The sequence below is a fragment of the Bombilactobacillus sp. ESL1197 genome (assembly GCF_058107145.1).
The window spans coordinates 611,722-628,577 of the sequence record NZ_JBYLTY010000001.1 but is presented as its reverse complement, the minus strand read 5'-3'; the positions used below and the strand labels follow the sequence as shown (position 1 = coordinate 628,577).

Genomic DNA, 16,856 nt, shown 5'->3' with positions numbered 1-16,856 from the left:
CTTTTAACGAATAAAACCAACATATTCACGCTTCATCAACAATCCTTCTAATTGCCGATTAGCTTCAATCGCTACCCCAACAACAATTAACAAACTTGTTCCACCTAAGCCAATCGATTGTGGTAGGCCAAACAAATTAGTTGCTAACTGAGGTAGTAAAGCAATTAAACCTAAAAAGACAGAACCAACAGTTGATAGACGCATTAATAAACCAGAAATATATTTAATTGTCGCATTTCCTGGCCAAATACCCGGAATATAAGCTCCTTGCTTTTGCAAGTTCTCCGCTAATTTTTCAGGGTTAACCTGAACAAAGGCGTAGAAGAAAGTAAACAGAACAATTAATACAGTATACACAATAGAACCAGTTGTTGTTTGTAAGCTAAAAATATTTTGTAAGACTTGATACCAAGTATCACCGCCATGAGAATTTTGAAAGGCCATCAAAATCGTCGACGGAGTAACAATTAGTGAACTAGCAAAAATAACTGGGATAACTCCCGCTACATTCACTTTCAATGGTAAATAACTTTCAGAACCACCACTAATTGCTCGCCGAGTATATTGAATCGGCACTTTACGATTAGCTTGTTGAACATAAGTTGTAAACTGTGTTACTAACAAAACAGCAACTAAAATCAAAACTAAGAATAAAATGTTCAACCAAAGATCCGAACCAGTCGAACTAATAATTTTATCCTTTACTAATTGATAAGTTCCGTGTGGCAAGCGAGCAACAATACCAGCAAAGATAATCATGGAAACACCATTACCAATACCCTTATCAGTAATTTGCTCACCCATCCAAGTTAAAAGCATTGAACCACCTGTCATGACAACCCCTAAAACTACAAAGGTTTGCCAATCAGGTTTAGGAACTAACTTCAAACCCTTCATTGAACTCAAAGCATTAAAACCAGCGGTTATTCCGACTGATTGTACAAAGGCTAAGAAAATCGTCAAATAACGAGTTACTTGATTTAATTTACGTCGACCAACTTCACCTTGCTTACTCCATTCAACAAACTTAGGAACAATATCCATTTGCAACAGCTGAATTACAATTTGGGCAGTAATATAAGGCGAAACACCTAACGAGAAAATCGAATAGTTAGATAAACCACCGCCACTAACTGTATCCAGCAAAGGAATTAATCCGGTAGAACCAACCTTTTCCATTGCTGCAGCGTTAATACCTGGAACTGTAATTTGTGCTCCCAAACGATACACTGCCAAAATAAACAATGTGAAAAAAATCTTTTTACGAATTTCTTTAACTTTAAGAGCATTCTTAAGTGTTCCTAGCATTAAATCACCTCGATTGAACCACCTGCTGCTTCAACCGCTTCTTTAGCAGCTTTAGATACTTTATTGACTTTAATGGTTAATTTCTTAGTTAATTCACCATTAGCTAATAATTTAACGCCAGCTAATTCTTTCTTGATGATTCCAGCTTTTTTCAAAGCTTGTGCATCTACAACACTACCAGCACGAAATTGGTTCAATTGATCTAAATTAACAACCGCATATTCTTTACGATTAATATTATTAAAACCACGCTTAGGCATCCGCCGGAATAAAGGCATTTGACCACCTTCAAAACCTAGACGAGTCTTACCACCACTACGTGCTAATTGACCTTTTTGTCCGCGTCCGGAAGTTTTTCCAAAGCCCGAAGAAGTTCCGCGACCTACACGCTTGCGTGTATGACGTGAACCTGCACTCGTTTGTATTTCATGTAACTTCACGATTAAGGCACCTCCTTAAAATTTAATGATTAAGCTTCTTCAACTTCAACTAAATGAGCAATCTTTAAAACTGCTCCGCGCATTGCAGCATTATCAGGCTTGATTACTGAACTGTTAATGCGTCCAAGGCCCAATTCTTTAACAACTTTACGTTGTTCTGGAATCCGATGTGCCACACTACGCTTCAAAGTAATTTTAATTTTATTAGCCATTGTGTGCTCTCCTAACCTTGTAATTCTTCAGTTGAAATACCACGTAAATTAGCAACTTCTTGCGCAGTCTTCAACTTCTTTAGGGCATCCATCGTAGCACGAATCATATTAATTGGTGTGTTACGACCCAGTGACTTACTAGTAATATCATCGATACCAGCCAATTCCATAACGGCACGAACAGAACCACCAGCAGCAATTCCAGAACCAGCAACAGCTGGCTTCAAGAGAACTCGACCAGCGCCAAATTCACCGATGATTTCATGAGGAATGGTTGTTCCAACTTTTGGTACTTCTACCAAGTTTTTACGTGCATCGTCAACAGCCTTACGAATAGCTTCTGGAACTTCTTGAGCTTTACCTGTTCCTAAGCCAACGTGACCATTCTTATCGCCAACCACAACAATTGCAGCAAACCGTAAACGACGACCACCCTTAACAACTTTAGTAATCCGATTGATAGAAACTAAGCGATCTTCTAATTCTAATTGAGATGGATCAACAAAAGCCATAAATCTTATTCCTCCTTTCTAAAATTTTAAACCATTTTCACGTGCGGCTTCAGCCAATGCTTGAACCCGACCTTGGTATAAGTAACCGCCACGATCAAAGACAACATCTGACTTACCAGCTTTGACAGCACGTTCAGCAATTAATTTACCAACAGCACTTGCTTGTTCGGTTTTGTTAGCTGCTGCTACTTCAGAGTCTAAAGTTGAGGCACTTGCTAGCGTTACACCCGCTACGTCATCAATTAATTGAGCGTAGATGTTTTTATTGGAACGAAAAACGTTTAAGCGTGGGCGCTCAGCAGTACCAGAGATTTTAGCACGAACTCGACGATGACGCTTAGCGCGAGTCTTGTTTTTATCTGGTTTAGTAATCACAATTTTCACCTCATAAATTATTCAGAATAAACTGGTTAACTATTTACCAGTCTTACCTTCTTTACGACGAATATGTTCATCAGCATATTTAATACCTTTACCTTTATATGGTTCAGGTGGACGAACATCACGAATTTCAGCCGCAAATTGACCAACTTTTTGTTTACTTATACCACTAACATTGATTTGAGTATTTGACGGAACATCGATTGTTAAACCTTCAGGTGTTGTCATTTCAACGGGGTTGGAATAACCAACATTTAAAACTAAGTCATTACCCTTCTTTTGAGCACGATAACCAACACCAACCAATTCCAAATTCTTTTGGAATCCGTCTGTAACACCGAGTACCATGTTATTCACATTAGCTCTAGTTGTTCCGTGAATAGCTTTGTCACTTTCATTGTGACGTTCAAACTTTAATTGATTGTCTGTTTGTGTAACTGTAATCTTCGGGCTAATATCACGAGTTAATTCACCCTTAGGTCCCTTAACAGTAATAGCATTTTGATCATTATCAATTGCTACTGTTACGCCTTCTGGAAGATCAATTACTTTATTTCCAATACGACTCACGCTAAGCGCACCTCCTTGTTATTGATTTTACCAAACGTAGGCAATAACTTCGCCGCCGATGTCTTTAGCCCGAGCTTCTTTGTCTGTGATAACTCCTTCAGATGTTGAAAGAATAGCTATACCTAAACCATTAAGAACCTTGGGAACTGCATCAGCTTTAACGTAGCTACGTAAACCTGGCTTTGAAATCTTCTTCAAGCCAGTAATGACGCGTTCATTATCTTTACTATATTTCAAGTAAACCTTGATAATACCTTGTTTATGATCATCAATTACTTCATAATCGCGAATAAAACCTTCACGTTTAAGAATTTCAGAAATACTTTTCTTCATATTAGAAGCTGGTACTTCTACTGAAGCATGACGAACCATGTTCGCATTACGAATCCGTGTTAAGTAATCCGCAATTGGATCTGTCATAGACATGTGCTGACCTCCTAAGTTTTATTTTTTTACCAACTAGCTTTACGCATACCTGGAATTTGTCCATCATGAGCTAATTCACGAAGGCAAATACGGCAGAGCTTAAATTTACGATATACAGAATGTGGACGACCACAGCGTTCGCAACGTGTATAAGCTTGTGATGAAAACTTTGCTGGACGATGATTCCGAACAATTTGTGACTTCTTAGCCAATAGTTTGACCTCCTAATTTACTACTTTGCAAATGGCATTCCAATTTGCGTTAATAACTCTTTAGCTTCTTCATCAGATTGAGCTGTTGTAACAATTACAACGTCTAATCCGCGAACTTTGCTAACTTTATCATAGTCAATTTCTGGGAAAATTAATTGTTCCTTAATTCCTAAGGTATAATTTCCACGACCGTCAAATGAACGACCGTTGATACCATGGAAATCACGCACACGTGGTAATGAAATATTAATCAACTTATCTAAAAAGTCGTACATTCTTTCACCACGTAAAGTAACTTTAGCTCCAATTGCCATGCCTTCACGTAAACGAAAACCAGCAATGGATTTTTTAGCTTTAGTAATTAAAGGTTTTTGTCCAGAAATTAAGCTTAATTCTTCAACTGCATTATCCAAGTTTTTAGAATTAGAAACAGCGTCACCAACACCCATGTTTAAGACAATCTTATCAATCTTTGGGACTTGCATAACAGAACTGTAATTAAATTTCTTTACTAAACTAGGAGTAATTTCTTCAACATATTTTTTATGCAAAGCATTTTCCATCTTAGACAAAATCCTCCTTCCTTAATTATTTATCTTTCTTTTTGTCGGACTTTTTAGCAGGTTCTTGAGCTGCTGTCACAACTTTAACATTTGATGCATCAAGCGGAGCTTCAACGTCTTTGATTCCACCGTTAGGTTCTGTTTGAGATGGCTTTTGATGTTTCTTTACCATATTGATTCCCTTAACAGTTACCTTATTGGTCTTAGGAAAAGCCTTAATGACTGTACCAGTCTTACCTTTATCTTTTCCCGCAATGACTTTGACATTATCGCCGGTTTTTACAAACACTGGTCAAGCACCTCCTTATGAATTCCAGATTTTACAAAACTTCGGGAGCTAATGAAACGATCTTCATAAAATTGTTATCACGTAACTCACGTGCAACTGGTCCAAAAATACGAGTTCCCTTAGGGGTCTTATCAGCGTTAATAATAACAGCAGCATTTTCATCAAAACTGATGTAAGAACCGTCTGGACGATGAGAACTAGATACTGTTCGAACAATAACAGCCTTCACTACGTCACCTTTTTTGACAACGCCACCTGGTGTTGCTTGTTTAACAGTTGCAACAATGACGTCACCAACACCGGCAACTTTGCGACCAGAGCCGCCTAACACTTTAATAGTTAGCAATTCACGTGCACCAGAGTTATCAGCAACACGTAACCGCGTTTCTTGTTGAATCAAATTAGGATCCTCCTCTCATGGACTTATCTCAATATCAAATTAAATTTTAACAGCTTTTTCTACAACGTTTAATAAACGGAAACGTTTCAACCGTGACAAGGGACGAGTTTCCATGATACGAACAACGTCGCCAACTTTTGCTTCATTATTGTCGTCTTGGGCATAGAATTTTTTAGAATATCTAAACCGTTTGCCATAGACTGGGTGGGTTTTGTAAGTTTCCACAACGACAGTAATTGTTTTATCCATTTTATCAGAAACTACACGTCCTTGATAAACTTTACGATGGTTACGAGAATTTTCTGTTTCGCTCAATTAATTCCACTCCTTCCTACTTGTCTTCTAATTCTTGTTGACGTAACACTGTCTTAATCCGCGCAATATTTTTACGCACTTGCTTAAGACGTGCTGTGTTTTCTAATTGACCAGTTGCTTGTTGAAAATGCAAATTAAATAGTTCTTCTTTATATTGCTTTTCTTTATCATGCATTTGCGCAGTGGTTAATTGTCTAATTTCACTAGTTTTCATCAGATTCGCCACCTACTTCCTCACGCTTAACAAACTTAGTTTTAATTGGGAGTTTGTTAGATGCAAGCCGCAAAGCTTCACGAGCAACTTCTTCGGAAACACCACCGATTTCAAACATGATCTTTTCACGTTTTACTACTGCTACCCAGCCAGCCGGTGCACCTTTACCAGATCCCATCCGGACACCAACACCTTTTGCAGTGTATGATTTATGAGGGAAGATCTTAATCCAAACTTTACCGCCACGTTTCATGTAACGAGTCATCGCAATACGGGCTGCTTCAATTTGACGGTTAGTAATCCAATGTGATTCTAAGGCTTGTAAGCCATATTCACCAAAAGTTACCTCACGACCGCCTTTAGCAGCACCACGCATTTTACCACGAAATTCACGACGGTGTTTTACACGCTTAGGTACTAACATCGATTAGTTTCCTCCTTTCGCTCCATTATGATCAGTACGATTATTCGTTCTTGGCTTATCTGGTAAAATTTCGCCACGATAAATCCAAGTTTTAACACCCAAATTACCATAGGTGGTTGATGCTTCAACCCAAGCATAATCAATATCAGCTCGTAAAGTATGCAAAGGAACAGTTCCTTCTGTATGCCATTCTGTCCGTGACATATCAGCACCATTTAACCGACCAGAAATTTGAGTTTTGATACCTTTAGCACCAGCACGACGAGTCCGTTGTGTAGCTTGGCGTTGTGCCCGACGAAAAGCAATACGTGCTTCCAATTGGCGAGCAATACTTTCACCAACTAATTTGGCATCCAAATCAGGCTTTTTGATTTCCACAATGTTAATGTGAATATTTTTGCCTGTTAAAGCATTTAATTCTTTACGAAGTTTTTCAACTTCGGATCCACCTTTACCAATAACCATACCTGGTTTTGCAGTATGAATGGAAACATTGATTTTCTTTGCTGCACGTTCAATTTCAATACGTGAAACTGAAGCACTAGCTAACTTCTTTTCAATAAACTTACGAATTTTTAAATCTTCAAGCAAGTATTTAGAAAAGTCTTTTTTATCAGCATACCATCTTGAATCCCAGTCACGGATAACACCAACACGGAATCCAATTGGATTAATCTTTTGACCCACGTTTTTTCCTCCTTATTGGATTATTCGACTTCAGAAACAACAACCGTGATATGGCTAGTCCGCTTGTTAATTGGAGATGCGGAACCTTTAGCCCGTGGACGGAATCGTTTCAAAGTTGGTCCTTCATTTACATAAGCTTCACTAACAACTAAGTTTTGAGCATCCAAATCATAGTTATGTTCAGCATTAGCAATTGCGGATTTTAATACTTTAGCCACAATTGGTGAACCTGCACGTGGAGTGAATTGTAAAATTGCCAAAGCTTCAGCAGCACTTTTACCTTTAATCAACTCTACAACCAAGCGCGCTTTTCTTGGAGCGATGCGAACTGTTTTAGCGGTTGCCGTTGCAGTAGTAATTTGTTCTTCTGCCATCGTATAACCTCTCCTTTCTATGCGCCAGTTTTCTTGTCATCTTTGCTATGACCATGGAATGTCCGTGTTGGTACGAATTCACCAAGCTTATGACCAACCATGTCTTCAGAAATATAAACTGGGACGTGCTTTCTTCCATTGTAAACAGCGATTGTATATCCTACAAAACTAGGAAAAATAGTAGAACGACGTGACCAAGTCTTAATAACAGACTTCTTTTCTTGATCTGCTTGAGCTTCAACTTTTTTTAACAAGTGAGCATCCGCAAATGGTCCTTTTTTTAAACTACGGCTCATTAGACAACCTCCCTTAACGTTATCGTGATCAAACTAAATTATTTTCTCTTATTCTTACGGTGACGTACAATAAACTTCTCAGATTGTGCACGTTTAGAACGTGTCTTCTTACCAAGAGTTTTCTTACCCCAAGGAGAAAGAGGAGATGGATGTCCAACGGGAGCCTTACCTTCACCACCACCATGAGGGTGATCGTTAGGGTTCATAACAGAACCACGAACTGTTGGGCGAATACCCATCCAACGTTTACGACCGGCTTTACCGATATTAATCAATTCGTGTTGTTCATTACCAACAGCCCCGATTGTTGCCCGACATGCAGAAAGGATCATCCGCACTTCACCAGAAGCTAAACGAATTAAGGTATATTTACCATCACGACCCAAAACTTGAGCTGAAGTTCCTGCAGAACGAACTAATTGTCCACCCTTACCAGGCTTTAATTCAATGTTATGAATAACTGTACCAACTGGGATGTTAGCTAATGGTAGTGCATTACCAACTTTGATATCAGCTTGTGCACCAGATTGTAACTTTTGACCAACTTCCAAACCTTTAGGTGCCAAAATATAGGATTTAACACCATCATCATAATGTAATAAAGCAATGTTGGCAGAACGATTTGGATCGTATTCAATAGCCTTAACAGTTGCTGTTACATCATCTTTGGTCCGTTTAAAGTCAATAATACGGTACTTTTGCTTATGACCACCGCCACGATGACGAACGGTAATTTGACCGTATGAGTTACGACCAGCAGTATGACTTTGAGATTCTAATAAAGTCTTTTCTGGCTTCGTCTTCGTGATTTCAGCAAAATCAGAGCCAGTCATGTTCCGGCGACCATTAGTTGTCGGTTTGTATTTAATAATACCCATGCTCATTACCTCCTATTTTACTTGTTTTCAAAAATTTTAATTTCTTTAGAATCAGCAGTCAACTTAACAATGGCTTTCCGCCGACGATTAGTTTTACCAAGATAACGACCAACGCGTTTCTTCTTGGGTTTTACATTCATAATGTTCACTTGAGCAACTTTTACATCAAAGATTTCTTCAATGGCTTGACGTACTTGAATTTTGTTAGCAGTAACTGCAACATCAAAAACGTACTTTTTGTCGTCCATATCAGCCATGGAAGATTCTGTAATTACAGGACGTAAAATGATATCTTGTGCTGCCATTATCCAAGTGCCTCCTCAATTGTTGATAAAGCTGATTGCGTCACAACAATTTGGTTGTTATTTAAAACATCCAAAACGTTAATTCCATCAGCCTTGATTACTTTAACTTTATCAATGTTACGTGCAGATAAGATCGCATTTTCATTGTCAGATTCAACAATCACTAATGTCCGACCTTGAGCATTTAATTGATCTAAAGTTTTCTTAAATTCTTTGGTACTTGGTTTAGTAAAGTTCAAAGAATCCACAACGATCATTTCTTGGTCAGCAACCTTTTGTGAAAGTGCTGACTTAATTGCCAAACGTGCAACTTTACGTGGCAACTTATAAGCATATGATCTTGGTGTTGGTCCAAAGACAACACCACCACCACGCCATTGTGGAGAACGGATAGAGCCTTGACGAGCACGGCCTGTTCCTTTTTGACGCCAAGGTTTACGACCACCACCACGAACTGCAGAACGGTTCTTGACGGCATGATTTCCTTGACGTAATGATGCTTGTTGCATGATAACAGCATCAGCTAAAACATGATTATTAGGTTCAATACCAAAGACTTCATCTTTAATATCTGTAGAACCATTTTTAGAGCCTGTTTGTTTAAAGACATCAATTTGTGCCATTAATAGTTTCCTCCTTTCCTTTCCAATTATTCTTCGTTAGAAGTAGCTTCTTCATCAGAAATCAAAGCACCAATATTCTTTTGGCCTTTAATTCCCTTAATAGTTGATTGAATCTTAACTAATGATTTATTAGCACCAGGAACGTTACCTTTGATCATTAATAAGTTATTCTCAACATCTACTTTGGCAATTACCAAATTTTGTGTTGTAACTTGGTTACCGCCCATCCGTCCAGGTAACATCTTACCCTTAAAGACGCGATTAATGATTGAACCCATTGAACCAGGGATTCGGTGATACCGAGAACCGTGGGTTTCTGGTCCACGTGATTGACCAAAACGTTTGATATTTCCTTGGAAACCATGTCCCTTAGTAATACCAGTAACATCAATCACATCGCCACTAACAAATGTGTCAACTTTAACTTCATCGCCAACTTTGTAATCATCCAAATTTACATCGCGAAATTCACGGATATAATGCTTGGGAGTTGTGTTGGCTTTTTTAGCATGGCCTTGTTGCGGTTTGTTACTTAAAATTTCACGCCGGTCTTCTAAGCCTAATTGAACAGCTTCATAACCATCATTTTCATTGGTCTTAAGTTGCATAACAACATTCGGTGTTGCTTGAATAACTGTTACTGGAATTAATTCGCCTTTATCAGTAAAAAGCTGAGTCATTCCGACTTTTTTACCAAGAATTCCTTTTCTGGTCATGATTACACCTCCATTAATTGATTTATTTTTTAAAGATAAAATTATAATTTAATTTCGATATAGACACCACTTGGAAGATCAAGCTTCATTAAAGAATCAACTGTCTTCGGTGATGGGTTAACAATATCGATTAAGCGCTTGTGTGTGCGCATTTCGAATTGTTCACGTGAGTCTTTAAACTTATGTGGTGAACGAATAACCGTATATACTGTACGTTCTGTTGGTAAAGGAATTGGGCCAGAAATTTGTGCACCAGTTCTCTTTGCGGTTTCAACAATCTTATCAGCTGATTGATCGATAATCCGATGTTCATAAGCTTTAAGACGAATACGAATCTTTTGACTTGCCATGGATTTCCCTCCTTTTTGTATCTTTCAGACACCGGCTCTGTGAAAATTACCGATAGCCCTGCCGTGGCAAAGCGTCCGGGCGTGTCGCAACCTCTCACATCAATGCCGTAGCCACCAATCCAAGTTTTAAGCATAATTATCCCTTGAATCAGCACTCTTACTATATTACACTGATGAATGCCTAATTTCAAGGATTTAGTTGCATTTTATTAGCTATATTTGAAATTGATTATGCTAAAATCAAGAGGAAAGGAAGTAAGCAAAATGTCTAACGAAGCACTATTAATTATTGACTATACAAATGACTTTGTGGCTGATCAAGGCGCGCTAACTGCGGGCAAACCAGCTCAGCAATTGGAATCAGCTATTGTTGATTTAGCTAATCAATTTCTAGATGAGAAGAAGTGGGTTATTTTACCAACCGATCTCCATCAAAAAAATGATCCCTATCATCCTGAAACGAAACTATTTCCCCCACATAATTTAGCGAATACCTGGGGGCGCGAATTTTATGGACAATTACAAACTTGGTACAAACAAAACCAAACTAACTCCTTAGTTTATAATTTTGCTAAGAATCGTTATTCCGCTTTTGCTAATACTAATTTAGATAATTTTTTACGGGAGCGGAAAATTGATACGCTTCATTTAACTGGTGTCTGCACCGATATCTGTGTTTTACACACAGCTATGGATGCTTATAACCGGGATTATCAACTCGTGATCCATGAAAATGGCGTAGCCACTTTTAATCCACAAGGACAGACTTGGGCCCTAGATCATTTTAAAAACAGTTTAGGCGCCACTATTGTTTCATAAGTTAATCATTTCTTTACTGAACACAAAAAAAGCTGGGAAAATTCCCAGCTTTTTTTGATTCAGCAATTAACCAGCGTTACCGCCATTTTTCTTAATAATATCTTCTTGAATACTCTTTGGAGTCTTTTCATAATGATCAAAAGTCATCGTGAAAGTACCACGTCCTTGAGTTGCAGAACGCAAAGTAGTAGCATAACCAAACATTTCAGATAATGGCACAAATGCATTAATCAATTGCGCATTACCACGTTCTTCCATACCTTCGATCCGACCACGACGAGCTGTAACTTGTCCCATAACATCACCTAAGTAATCTTCTGGAGTTACAATTTCAACTTTCATGATTGGTTCCAAGATTACGGCACCAGCATTCTTCACTGCATTATGCAAGGCCATTGAAGCAGCAACTTTAAAGGCAGCTTCAGAAGAATCGACTTCATGGTAAGAACCATCGTATAACTTAGCTTTAATATCAATCAAAGGATAACCAGCTAAGACACCATTAGCCATTGAATCTTTCAAACCATCTTCAACTGATGGAATGTATTCACGTGGAACAACCCCACCAACAATAGCATCTTCAAATTCAAAGCCTTTGCCTTCTTCATTTGGTGTAAATTCAATCCAGACATCACCGTATTGACCTTTACCACCAGACTGACGAACAAACTTACCTTCAGCAGAGGCTTGTTTCGTGAAGGTTTCACGATAGGCAACTTGCGGTTCACCAACTTGAGCATCAACCTTGAATTCACGCCGCATCCGATCAACCATGATATCCAAGTGCAATTCACCCATACCAGCGATTAAAGTTTCACCAGTTTCCGGATTCGTTTCAGCACGGAAAGTTGGATCTTCTTCAGCTAATTTTTGAATAGCAACATCTAATTTATCACGGTCTTCTTTAGACTTCGGTTCAATAGAAACTTGGATCACAGGATCAGGAATTTCCATTGATTCCAAAATCAAAGGATGATCAGGATCAGTCAAAGAATCACCAGTTGTCGTATTCTTCAAGCCAATTGCGGCAGCAATATCGCCAGAGAACACTTCTGGAATTTCCATTCGGTGATTAGAATGCATCTGTAATAAACGACCAACACGTTCCCGCTTATCTTTGGTAGCATTCAAGACATAAGAACCAGCTTCCAAAGTACCAGTATAAACCCGCAAGTAAGTTAAACGACCAACAAATGGGTCCGTAGCAATCTTGAAAGCTAAACCAGCAAATGGCTTAGTATCATCAGCTACTAATTCAACATCATCACCAGTTTCTGGATCTTTGGCATTATATGGACGAACATCCAATGGTGATGGCAAATAATCAACCACGGCATCCATCAACATTTGCACACCTTTATTCTTAAAGGCAGAACCAGCTAAAACAGGGAACAATTCCAAGTCAATAGTAGCTTTACGAATAGCTGTCCGAATTTCATCATTACTGATTTCAGCACCGTCAAGGTATTTCTCCATGATTTCATCATCAACATCAGCTAACTCTTCAATCATTTGTGCCCGACGTTTTTCAGCTTCTTCTTTATATTCATCAGGAACATCAATGGTATCCCATTTAGAACCTAATTCATCTTCGTCATAAAGATCGGCTTTCATTTCGATTAAGTCAATAACACCTTCAAAAGCATCCTCGGCCCCGATTGGCATTTGAATTGCTAATGGTTTAGCATCCAAACGATCTTTGATCGTTTGAACAGAATAATCGAAATCGGCTCCTAATTTATCCATTTTGTTAACAAAAACGATTCTAGGAACATGGTAAGTGGTAGCTTGACGCCAAACATTTTCTGTTTGTGGTTCAACACCAGATTGACCATCCAAAACTGTAATTGCACCATCTAACACACGTAAAGAACGTTCAACTTCAATCGTGAAGTCCACGTGTCCTGGAGTATCGATAATGTTAATCCGATGATCCTTCCATTGAGCAGTTGTCGCAGCTGAAGTAATAGTAATTCCACGTTCCTGTTCTTGTTCCATCCAGTCCATTTGGGAAGCTCCATCATGAGTTTCACCAATTTTATGAATTTTACCAGTGTAATAAAGGATCCGTTCTGTTGTTGTTGTTTTACCGGCATCAATATGTGCCATGATCCCGATATTACGTGTTTTCTCTAAAGGAAATTCACGTTTATTAGCCATAAGACTAGTACTCCTCTCAATAAATCGGTTTTAAATTACCAACGATAATGTGCAAAAGCCCGGTTGGCATCAGCCATCTTATGAGTATCTTCACGTCTTTTGACAGCTGCACCAGTATTGTTAGCAGCATCCATAATTTCTTGAGCTAAACGTTCATCCATTGTGTGTTCACCACGTAAACGTGCGTAGCTAACAATCCAACGTAAGCCTAAAGTTGTCCGCCGTTCTGGACGTACTTCGATCGGAACTTGATAGTTAGAGCCACCAATCCGGCGAGCTTTAACTTCCAAAACTGGCATAACATTTTTCATTGCTTCGTTAAAAACTTCAACTGGATCATTACCAGTTTTATCTTTAATAATATCAAATGCATCATACAAAATAGTTGAAGCTTTACCACGTTTACCATCGATCATTAAGTGATTAATTAAACGAGTAACAAGCTTTGAATTATAAATTGGATCTGGCAAAACATCGCGCTTTGCAACTGTACCTTTTCTTGGCATTGGAAATCCTCCTAAATAGATCTCTTAGAATTTTGATTGCTTATTTTTTAGGCTTCTTTGCGCCATACTTGGAACGGCCTTGCATCCGACCATCAACACCAGCAGTATCTAACGCACCACGAACAATATGGTAACGAACACCAGGTAAATCTTTCACACGGCCGCCACGAATCAAAACAACACTATGTTCCTGCAAATTATGACCAATTCCTGGAATATAAGCAGTAACTTCGATTAAGTTTGATAAACGAACACGAGCATATTTACGTAAAGCAGAGTTTGGTTTCTTTGGTGTCATAGTACCGACACGAGTTGCAACTCCCCGTTTTTGTGGAGCAGGATTATCAGTAGCAATTTTCTTCATACTGTTATAGCCGAAGTTCAAAGCTGGAGAATCAGACTTTGAAGTTCTTGATTTACGACCTTTACGTACCAATTGGTTAATTGTTGGCATTAAAAGTTCCTCCTTAAAATTTTAAGTACACACATCCAGGTGGTTCTTTTTTGATTAAATAAAAAGACCACACGTGTGGTTTACTAAGCTAATTATGGCACACTAAACCTCTAAAAAGCACAGCTATCATGGTAGCATTGAATCAACTTAATGTCAAATTAAATTCCACGCCAATTGCTAACGACTGTCAAAAAATTAATCTCTCTACGATCTTAACATTTACATTCTGGTATCCAATTTTTTTACACTTTATTCAAAAAAATCACCGCAATTTACGTAGTGTGAATTGAGGTGAAAATATGATTATTTTTAAATTATTCTTGAGTATCTGTCTGGCATCTTTCTGTGGCTTAGTTGCCTTACGTTTACCATTAGGTTATTCCATTATCCGCGGACGTTCCCGCTGTGACGTCTGTGCCAAACCACTGAAGTGGTATCATGAAATTCCTATTATCAGCTACTTATTATTACGTGGTCGTTGTGCCTATTGCCACCGCAGAATCTATCCGGGCATTTTTTGGATTGAAGTAATTGGACTAGTTATTGGGCTAGAGGCTAGCTTGCAACATACTGTCAATTCTTATTTATTAATCTTAGTTGGCTTAACTATCGCTCTAAGTTCCATGACCGATTACATCTTTTTGAGTATTTGGCCAGTAACTTTAGTTCCTGCTTATCTCGCTTGCATTATCTTCAACTTCCCCAACTGGCACCAATTGATTTTCATTGGACTTTTTAGTTTATTTATAATTGGTTTTTATTTCTGTTGTCGTCCACGCTTCGGTTTAGGCGATTGCGAAATACTGATTTTAATGAGCCTTTTAACTCCTAATCAGATAACATTACAAATCGTCCTCATTGCATGCGGATTAGCATTAATTGGATTTTTGATTTTATATCATAAACAACATCGTCGAGTTTTAATGCCCTTTATTCCGTTTATTCTCATAGCTTTCATTTTACGCTTTTTATTTTGACCAATGCTCCTTTAAAAACTGTTCTCGCCCACCAGCTTCTTCTAATTGATAACGTGCAGGATTTTTTTTATAAAAAGCTTGATGATAGTCTTCCGCCGGATAAAAAGTTTGTGCCGGTTCAATTTTGGTCACAATTGGTCGATCAAAATGGCCACTTTGAATCAAACTTTGTTTTGAGGCTTCAGCAATCTTTCGTTGTTGTTCATCTTTCACAAAAATAACCGGTCGATAGTTGTCTCCGCGGTCTTGAAATTGACCCATTGCATCTGTAGGATCCGTTTGCTGCCAATAAATATTAACTAAATCTTGATAAGAAATAATTGCTGGATCAAATACAATTTTGACTGCTTCAGTATGACCAGTTTGGTGACTGGCCACTTGTTCATACGTCGGATTGGGGACGTGACCACCAGTATAACCAGAAATGACTTGTTTAATGCCCGGCATTGTATCAAATGGTTTAACCATGCACCAAAAACAACCGCCCGCAAAAATTGCAGTTTCTTCCATAATTGAAAACCTCCTTTTTATTATTAACTAAGAATAGCACGATTTTAACTAAGATTGGCATAATTGAATTAATGGACAGTTGCAATTGTATAACCCAAAAGTTATAATTCTTATTCGATGTTAAATATAGCAGGAGGATTCCCATGAATCTCAAACTAACTAATTTTAAAAAAGGGTTAACCACTTTTGATTTAAAAATTTTAGGTATTATTTTCATGGTCGTTGACCACATTCATCAAATGTTTTTGCCATTTGGCGCTCCCAATTGGTTAGACTGGTTTGGTCGCCCCGTAGCGACGATTTTCTTTTTTACTTGTGTTATTGGTTTTAGTTACACACATAGCAAAAAGAATTATATGTGGCGCTTATATTTCAGTATGGTCTGTATGTCCTTATTAACCTTTGGTGTAGAACACTGGGTTAAATATGACAAAGTCGTTTTATCAAATAACATTTTTCGAGACTTATTCATCGGTACTATTTTTATGTTAGCTATTGATTATTTTCAAAAGGCGCGCCAACAACAACGTGGCAAAAATATTATTATTGGTCTCTTATTATTTAGCTTACCTTTTGTTGCTTCATTATTAATTTTACCGTTAACTAAAGCTCCTGTACCATTAATGGTCATTGGTACTAGTCTCTTACCAGCTTTGTTATTAGCCGAAAATAATTTTATGGTTTTGCTGATTCCTTTACTTTATCTTTTTAAAGACAATCGCAAAATTCAATGTCTCATTATTGCTTTAGTCGCCCTGATTTACGCTTTATTACGAATGGATCAATGGTTGATGGTTCTGGCGATTATTCCTATTCTATTTTATAACAATCAAAAAGGGCCAGGGATGAAGTACTTCTTTTATATTTTCTATCCAGCGCATATTATTATTTTATATTTAATCTCAGCTTTCATTTATATGCACTAGTTCCATGAA

General features: G+C 38.0%; 29 protein-coding genes. 3 read left to right on the top strand and 26 right to left on the bottom strand.

Going from position 1 to position 16,856, the window contains the following annotated elements:
• Positions 1 to 3: 3 nt before the first annotated feature.
• From secY to rpsJ, 22 genes are read right to left on the bottom strand one after another with little or no spacing between them, the layout of a single operon-like run.
• Positions 4 to 1,308, bottom strand: a complete 1,305-nt coding sequence (gene secY, locus AC3B6B_RS02680; RefSeq protein WP_489757157.1) for a preprotein translocase subunit SecY — start codon at positions 1,306 to 1,308, stop codon at positions 4 to 6.
• Complete coding sequence (gene rplO / locus AC3B6B_RS02675; protein ID WP_489757156.1) at positions 1,308 to 1,748, bottom strand: 50S ribosomal protein L15; 441 nt, start codon at positions 1,746 to 1,748, stop codon at positions 1,308 to 1,310. Before rplO ends, secY begins: the two co-directional genes overlap by 1 nt.
• A gap of 29 nt (positions 1,749 to 1,777) precedes the next feature.
• Complete coding sequence (gene rpmD / locus AC3B6B_RS02670; protein WP_489757155.1) at positions 1,778 to 1,960, bottom strand: 50S ribosomal protein L30; 183 nt, start codon at positions 1,958 to 1,960, stop codon at positions 1,778 to 1,780.
• An 11-nt stretch (positions 1,961 to 1,971) separates the two neighbouring features.
• Positions 1,972 to 2,472, bottom strand: a complete 501-nt coding sequence (rpsE, locus tag AC3B6B_RS02665) for a 30S ribosomal protein S5 (RefSeq protein WP_489757154.1) — start codon at positions 2,470 to 2,472, stop codon at positions 1,972 to 1,974.
• A gap of 18 nt (positions 2,473 to 2,490) precedes the next feature.
• Positions 2,491 to 2,856: a 50S ribosomal protein L18 gene (gene rplR / locus AC3B6B_RS02660; protein ID WP_489757153.1), complete on the bottom strand. Its 366-nt coding sequence runs from the start codon at positions 2,854 to 2,856 to the stop codon at positions 2,491 to 2,493.
• Positions 2,857 to 2,886: 30 nt separating this feature from the next.
• Positions 2,887 to 3,423 carry a 50S ribosomal protein L6 gene (gene rplF, locus AC3B6B_RS02655; RefSeq protein ID WP_489757152.1) on the bottom strand — a complete coding sequence of 179 codons (537 nt, stop codon included), beginning with the start codon at positions 3,421 to 3,423 and terminating at the stop codon, positions 2,887 to 2,889.
• A 27-nt stretch (positions 3,424 to 3,450) separates the two neighbouring features.
• A complete protein-coding gene (gene rpsH / locus AC3B6B_RS02650) occupies positions 3,451 to 3,849 on the bottom strand; it encodes a 30S ribosomal protein S8 (RefSeq protein WP_489755280.1) in 399 nt (132 codons plus the stop codon).
• A 26-nt stretch (positions 3,850 to 3,875) separates the two neighbouring features.
• The gene (locus tag AC3B6B_RS02645) at positions 3,876 to 4,061 is read right to left on the bottom strand and encodes a type Z 30S ribosomal protein S14 (RefSeq protein WP_489755279.1); all 186 of its coding nucleotides are present in this window, start codon (positions 4,059 to 4,061) and stop codon (positions 3,876 to 3,878) included.
• A 20-nt stretch (positions 4,062 to 4,081) separates the two neighbouring features.
• The gene (gene rplE, locus AC3B6B_RS02640; protein ID WP_489757705.1) at positions 4,082 to 4,624 is read right to left on the bottom strand and encodes a 50S ribosomal protein L5; all 543 of its coding nucleotides are present in this window, start codon (positions 4,622 to 4,624) and stop codon (positions 4,082 to 4,084) included.
• A gap of 25 nt (positions 4,625 to 4,649) precedes the next feature.
• Positions 4,650 to 4,913 carry a 50S ribosomal protein L24 gene (gene rplX, locus AC3B6B_RS02635; protein WP_489757151.1) on the bottom strand — a complete coding sequence of 88 codons (264 nt, stop codon included), beginning with the start codon at positions 4,911 to 4,913 and terminating at the stop codon, positions 4,650 to 4,652.
• Positions 4,914 to 4,944: 31 nt separating this feature from the next.
• On the bottom strand, positions 4,945 to 5,313 hold the full coding sequence (gene rplN / locus AC3B6B_RS02630) for a 50S ribosomal protein L14 (protein WP_489755276.1): 369 nt from the start codon (positions 5,311 to 5,313) through the stop codon (positions 4,945 to 4,947).
• A 39-nt stretch (positions 5,314 to 5,352) separates the two neighbouring features.
• A complete protein-coding gene (rpsQ, locus tag AC3B6B_RS02625; protein WP_489757150.1) occupies positions 5,353 to 5,628 on the bottom strand; it encodes a 30S ribosomal protein S17 in 276 nt (91 codons plus the stop codon).
• A 16-nt stretch (positions 5,629 to 5,644) separates the two neighbouring features.
• Entirely contained in the window at positions 5,645 to 5,842 is a 198-nt protein-coding gene (gene rpmC, locus AC3B6B_RS02620; RefSeq protein ID WP_249514631.1) for a 50S ribosomal protein L29, read from the bottom strand.
• On the bottom strand, positions 5,832 to 6,266 hold the full coding sequence (gene rplP / locus AC3B6B_RS02615; protein WP_489757149.1) for a 50S ribosomal protein L16: 435 nt from the start codon (positions 6,264 to 6,266) through the stop codon (positions 5,832 to 5,834). The genes rpmC and rplP overlap by 11 nt, the downstream gene beginning before the upstream one ends.
• 3 nt (positions 6,267 to 6,269) lie before the next feature.
• The gene (gene rpsC / locus AC3B6B_RS02610; RefSeq protein ID WP_489757148.1) at positions 6,270 to 6,953 is read right to left on the bottom strand and encodes a 30S ribosomal protein S3; all 684 of its coding nucleotides are present in this window, start codon (positions 6,951 to 6,953) and stop codon (positions 6,270 to 6,272) included.
• A gap of 20 nt (positions 6,954 to 6,973) precedes the next feature.
• The gene (gene rplV, locus AC3B6B_RS02605) at positions 6,974 to 7,327 is read right to left on the bottom strand and encodes a 50S ribosomal protein L22 (RefSeq protein ID WP_489757147.1); all 354 of its coding nucleotides are present in this window, start codon (positions 7,325 to 7,327) and stop codon (positions 6,974 to 6,976) included.
• Between the two features lie 17 nt (positions 7,328 to 7,344).
• Positions 7,345 to 7,623: a 30S ribosomal protein S19 gene (rpsS, locus tag AC3B6B_RS02600; RefSeq protein ID WP_489755271.1), complete on the bottom strand. Its 279-nt coding sequence runs from the start codon at positions 7,621 to 7,623 to the stop codon at positions 7,345 to 7,347.
• A gap of 38 nt (positions 7,624 to 7,661) precedes the next feature.
• Positions 7,662 to 8,501 (bottom strand): 50S ribosomal protein L2, encoded by an 840-nt coding sequence (gene rplB, locus AC3B6B_RS02595; RefSeq protein ID WP_489757146.1) that lies wholly within the window; start codon positions 8,499 to 8,501, stop codon positions 7,662 to 7,664.
• Positions 8,502 to 8,518: 17 nt separating this feature from the next.
• Positions 8,519 to 8,806 carry a 50S ribosomal protein L23 gene (gene rplW, locus AC3B6B_RS02590; RefSeq protein ID WP_489757145.1) on the bottom strand — a complete coding sequence of 96 codons (288 nt, stop codon included), beginning with the start codon at positions 8,804 to 8,806 and terminating at the stop codon, positions 8,519 to 8,521.
• Positions 8,806 to 9,429 (bottom strand): 50S ribosomal protein L4, encoded by a 624-nt coding sequence (gene rplD / locus AC3B6B_RS02585; RefSeq protein WP_489757144.1) that lies wholly within the window; start codon positions 9,427 to 9,429, stop codon positions 8,806 to 8,808. Before rplD ends, rplW begins: the two co-directional genes overlap by 1 nt.
• Positions 9,430 to 9,455: 26 nt before the next feature.
• Complete coding sequence (gene rplC, locus AC3B6B_RS02580) at positions 9,456 to 10,145, bottom strand: 50S ribosomal protein L3 (protein ID WP_489757143.1); 690 nt, start codon at positions 10,143 to 10,145, stop codon at positions 9,456 to 9,458.
• Between the two features lie 41 nt (positions 10,146 to 10,186).
• Positions 10,187 to 10,495: a 30S ribosomal protein S10 gene (gene rpsJ / locus AC3B6B_RS02575; protein WP_489757142.1), complete on the bottom strand. Its 309-nt coding sequence runs from the start codon at positions 10,493 to 10,495 to the stop codon at positions 10,187 to 10,189.
• A gap of 264 nt (positions 10,496 to 10,759) precedes the next feature.
• On the opposite strand from rpsJ, the gene AC3B6B_RS02570 reads away from it, so the two are divergent.
• Entirely contained in the window at positions 10,760 to 11,314 is a 555-nt protein-coding gene (locus tag AC3B6B_RS02570) for a cysteine hydrolase family protein (RefSeq protein ID WP_489757141.1), read from the top strand.
• 66 nt (positions 11,315 to 11,380) lie between these two features.
• On the opposite strand, the gene fusA is transcribed toward AC3B6B_RS02570, so the two are convergent.
• Genes fusA through rpsL form a run of 3 tightly spaced genes read right to left on the bottom strand, consistent with a single transcriptional unit; the run spans position 11,381 to position 14,434 of the window.
• Positions 11,381 to 13,474 (bottom strand): elongation factor G, encoded by a 2,094-nt coding sequence (gene fusA, locus AC3B6B_RS02565; RefSeq protein ID WP_489757140.1) that lies wholly within the window; start codon positions 13,472 to 13,474, stop codon positions 11,381 to 11,383.
• A gap of 35 nt (positions 13,475 to 13,509) precedes the next feature.
• Positions 13,510 to 13,980, bottom strand: a complete 471-nt coding sequence (rpsG, locus tag AC3B6B_RS02560) for a 30S ribosomal protein S7 (RefSeq protein WP_489757139.1) — start codon at positions 13,978 to 13,980, stop codon at positions 13,510 to 13,512.
• A 40-nt stretch (positions 13,981 to 14,020) separates the two neighbouring features.
• A complete protein-coding gene (gene rpsL, locus AC3B6B_RS02555; protein ID WP_489755262.1) occupies positions 14,021 to 14,434 on the bottom strand; it encodes a 30S ribosomal protein S12 in 414 nt (137 codons plus the stop codon).
• Positions 14,435 to 14,733: 299 nt separating this feature from the next.
• Here rpsL and AC3B6B_RS02550 point away from each other — a divergent pair, with 299 nt between their 5' ends.
• A complete protein-coding gene (locus tag AC3B6B_RS02550; protein ID WP_489757138.1) occupies positions 14,734 to 15,411 on the top strand; it encodes a prepilin peptidase in 678 nt (225 codons plus the stop codon).
• Here the strand turns inward: AC3B6B_RS02550 and msrA are convergent.
• Entirely contained in the window at positions 15,403 to 15,921 is a 519-nt protein-coding gene (gene msrA, locus AC3B6B_RS02545; RefSeq protein WP_489757137.1) for a peptide-methionine (S)-S-oxide reductase MsrA, read from the bottom strand. The genes AC3B6B_RS02550 and msrA overlap by 9 nt on opposite strands.
• A 143-nt stretch (positions 15,922 to 16,064) precedes the next feature.
• Between msrA and AC3B6B_RS02540 the strand changes: the two genes are divergently transcribed.
• Positions 16,065 to 16,847 (top strand): TraX family protein, encoded by a 783-nt coding sequence (locus AC3B6B_RS02540; protein ID WP_489757136.1) that lies wholly within the window; start codon positions 16,065 to 16,067, stop codon positions 16,845 to 16,847.
• The last annotated feature ends 9 nt before the right edge of the window (positions 16,848 to 16,856 follow it).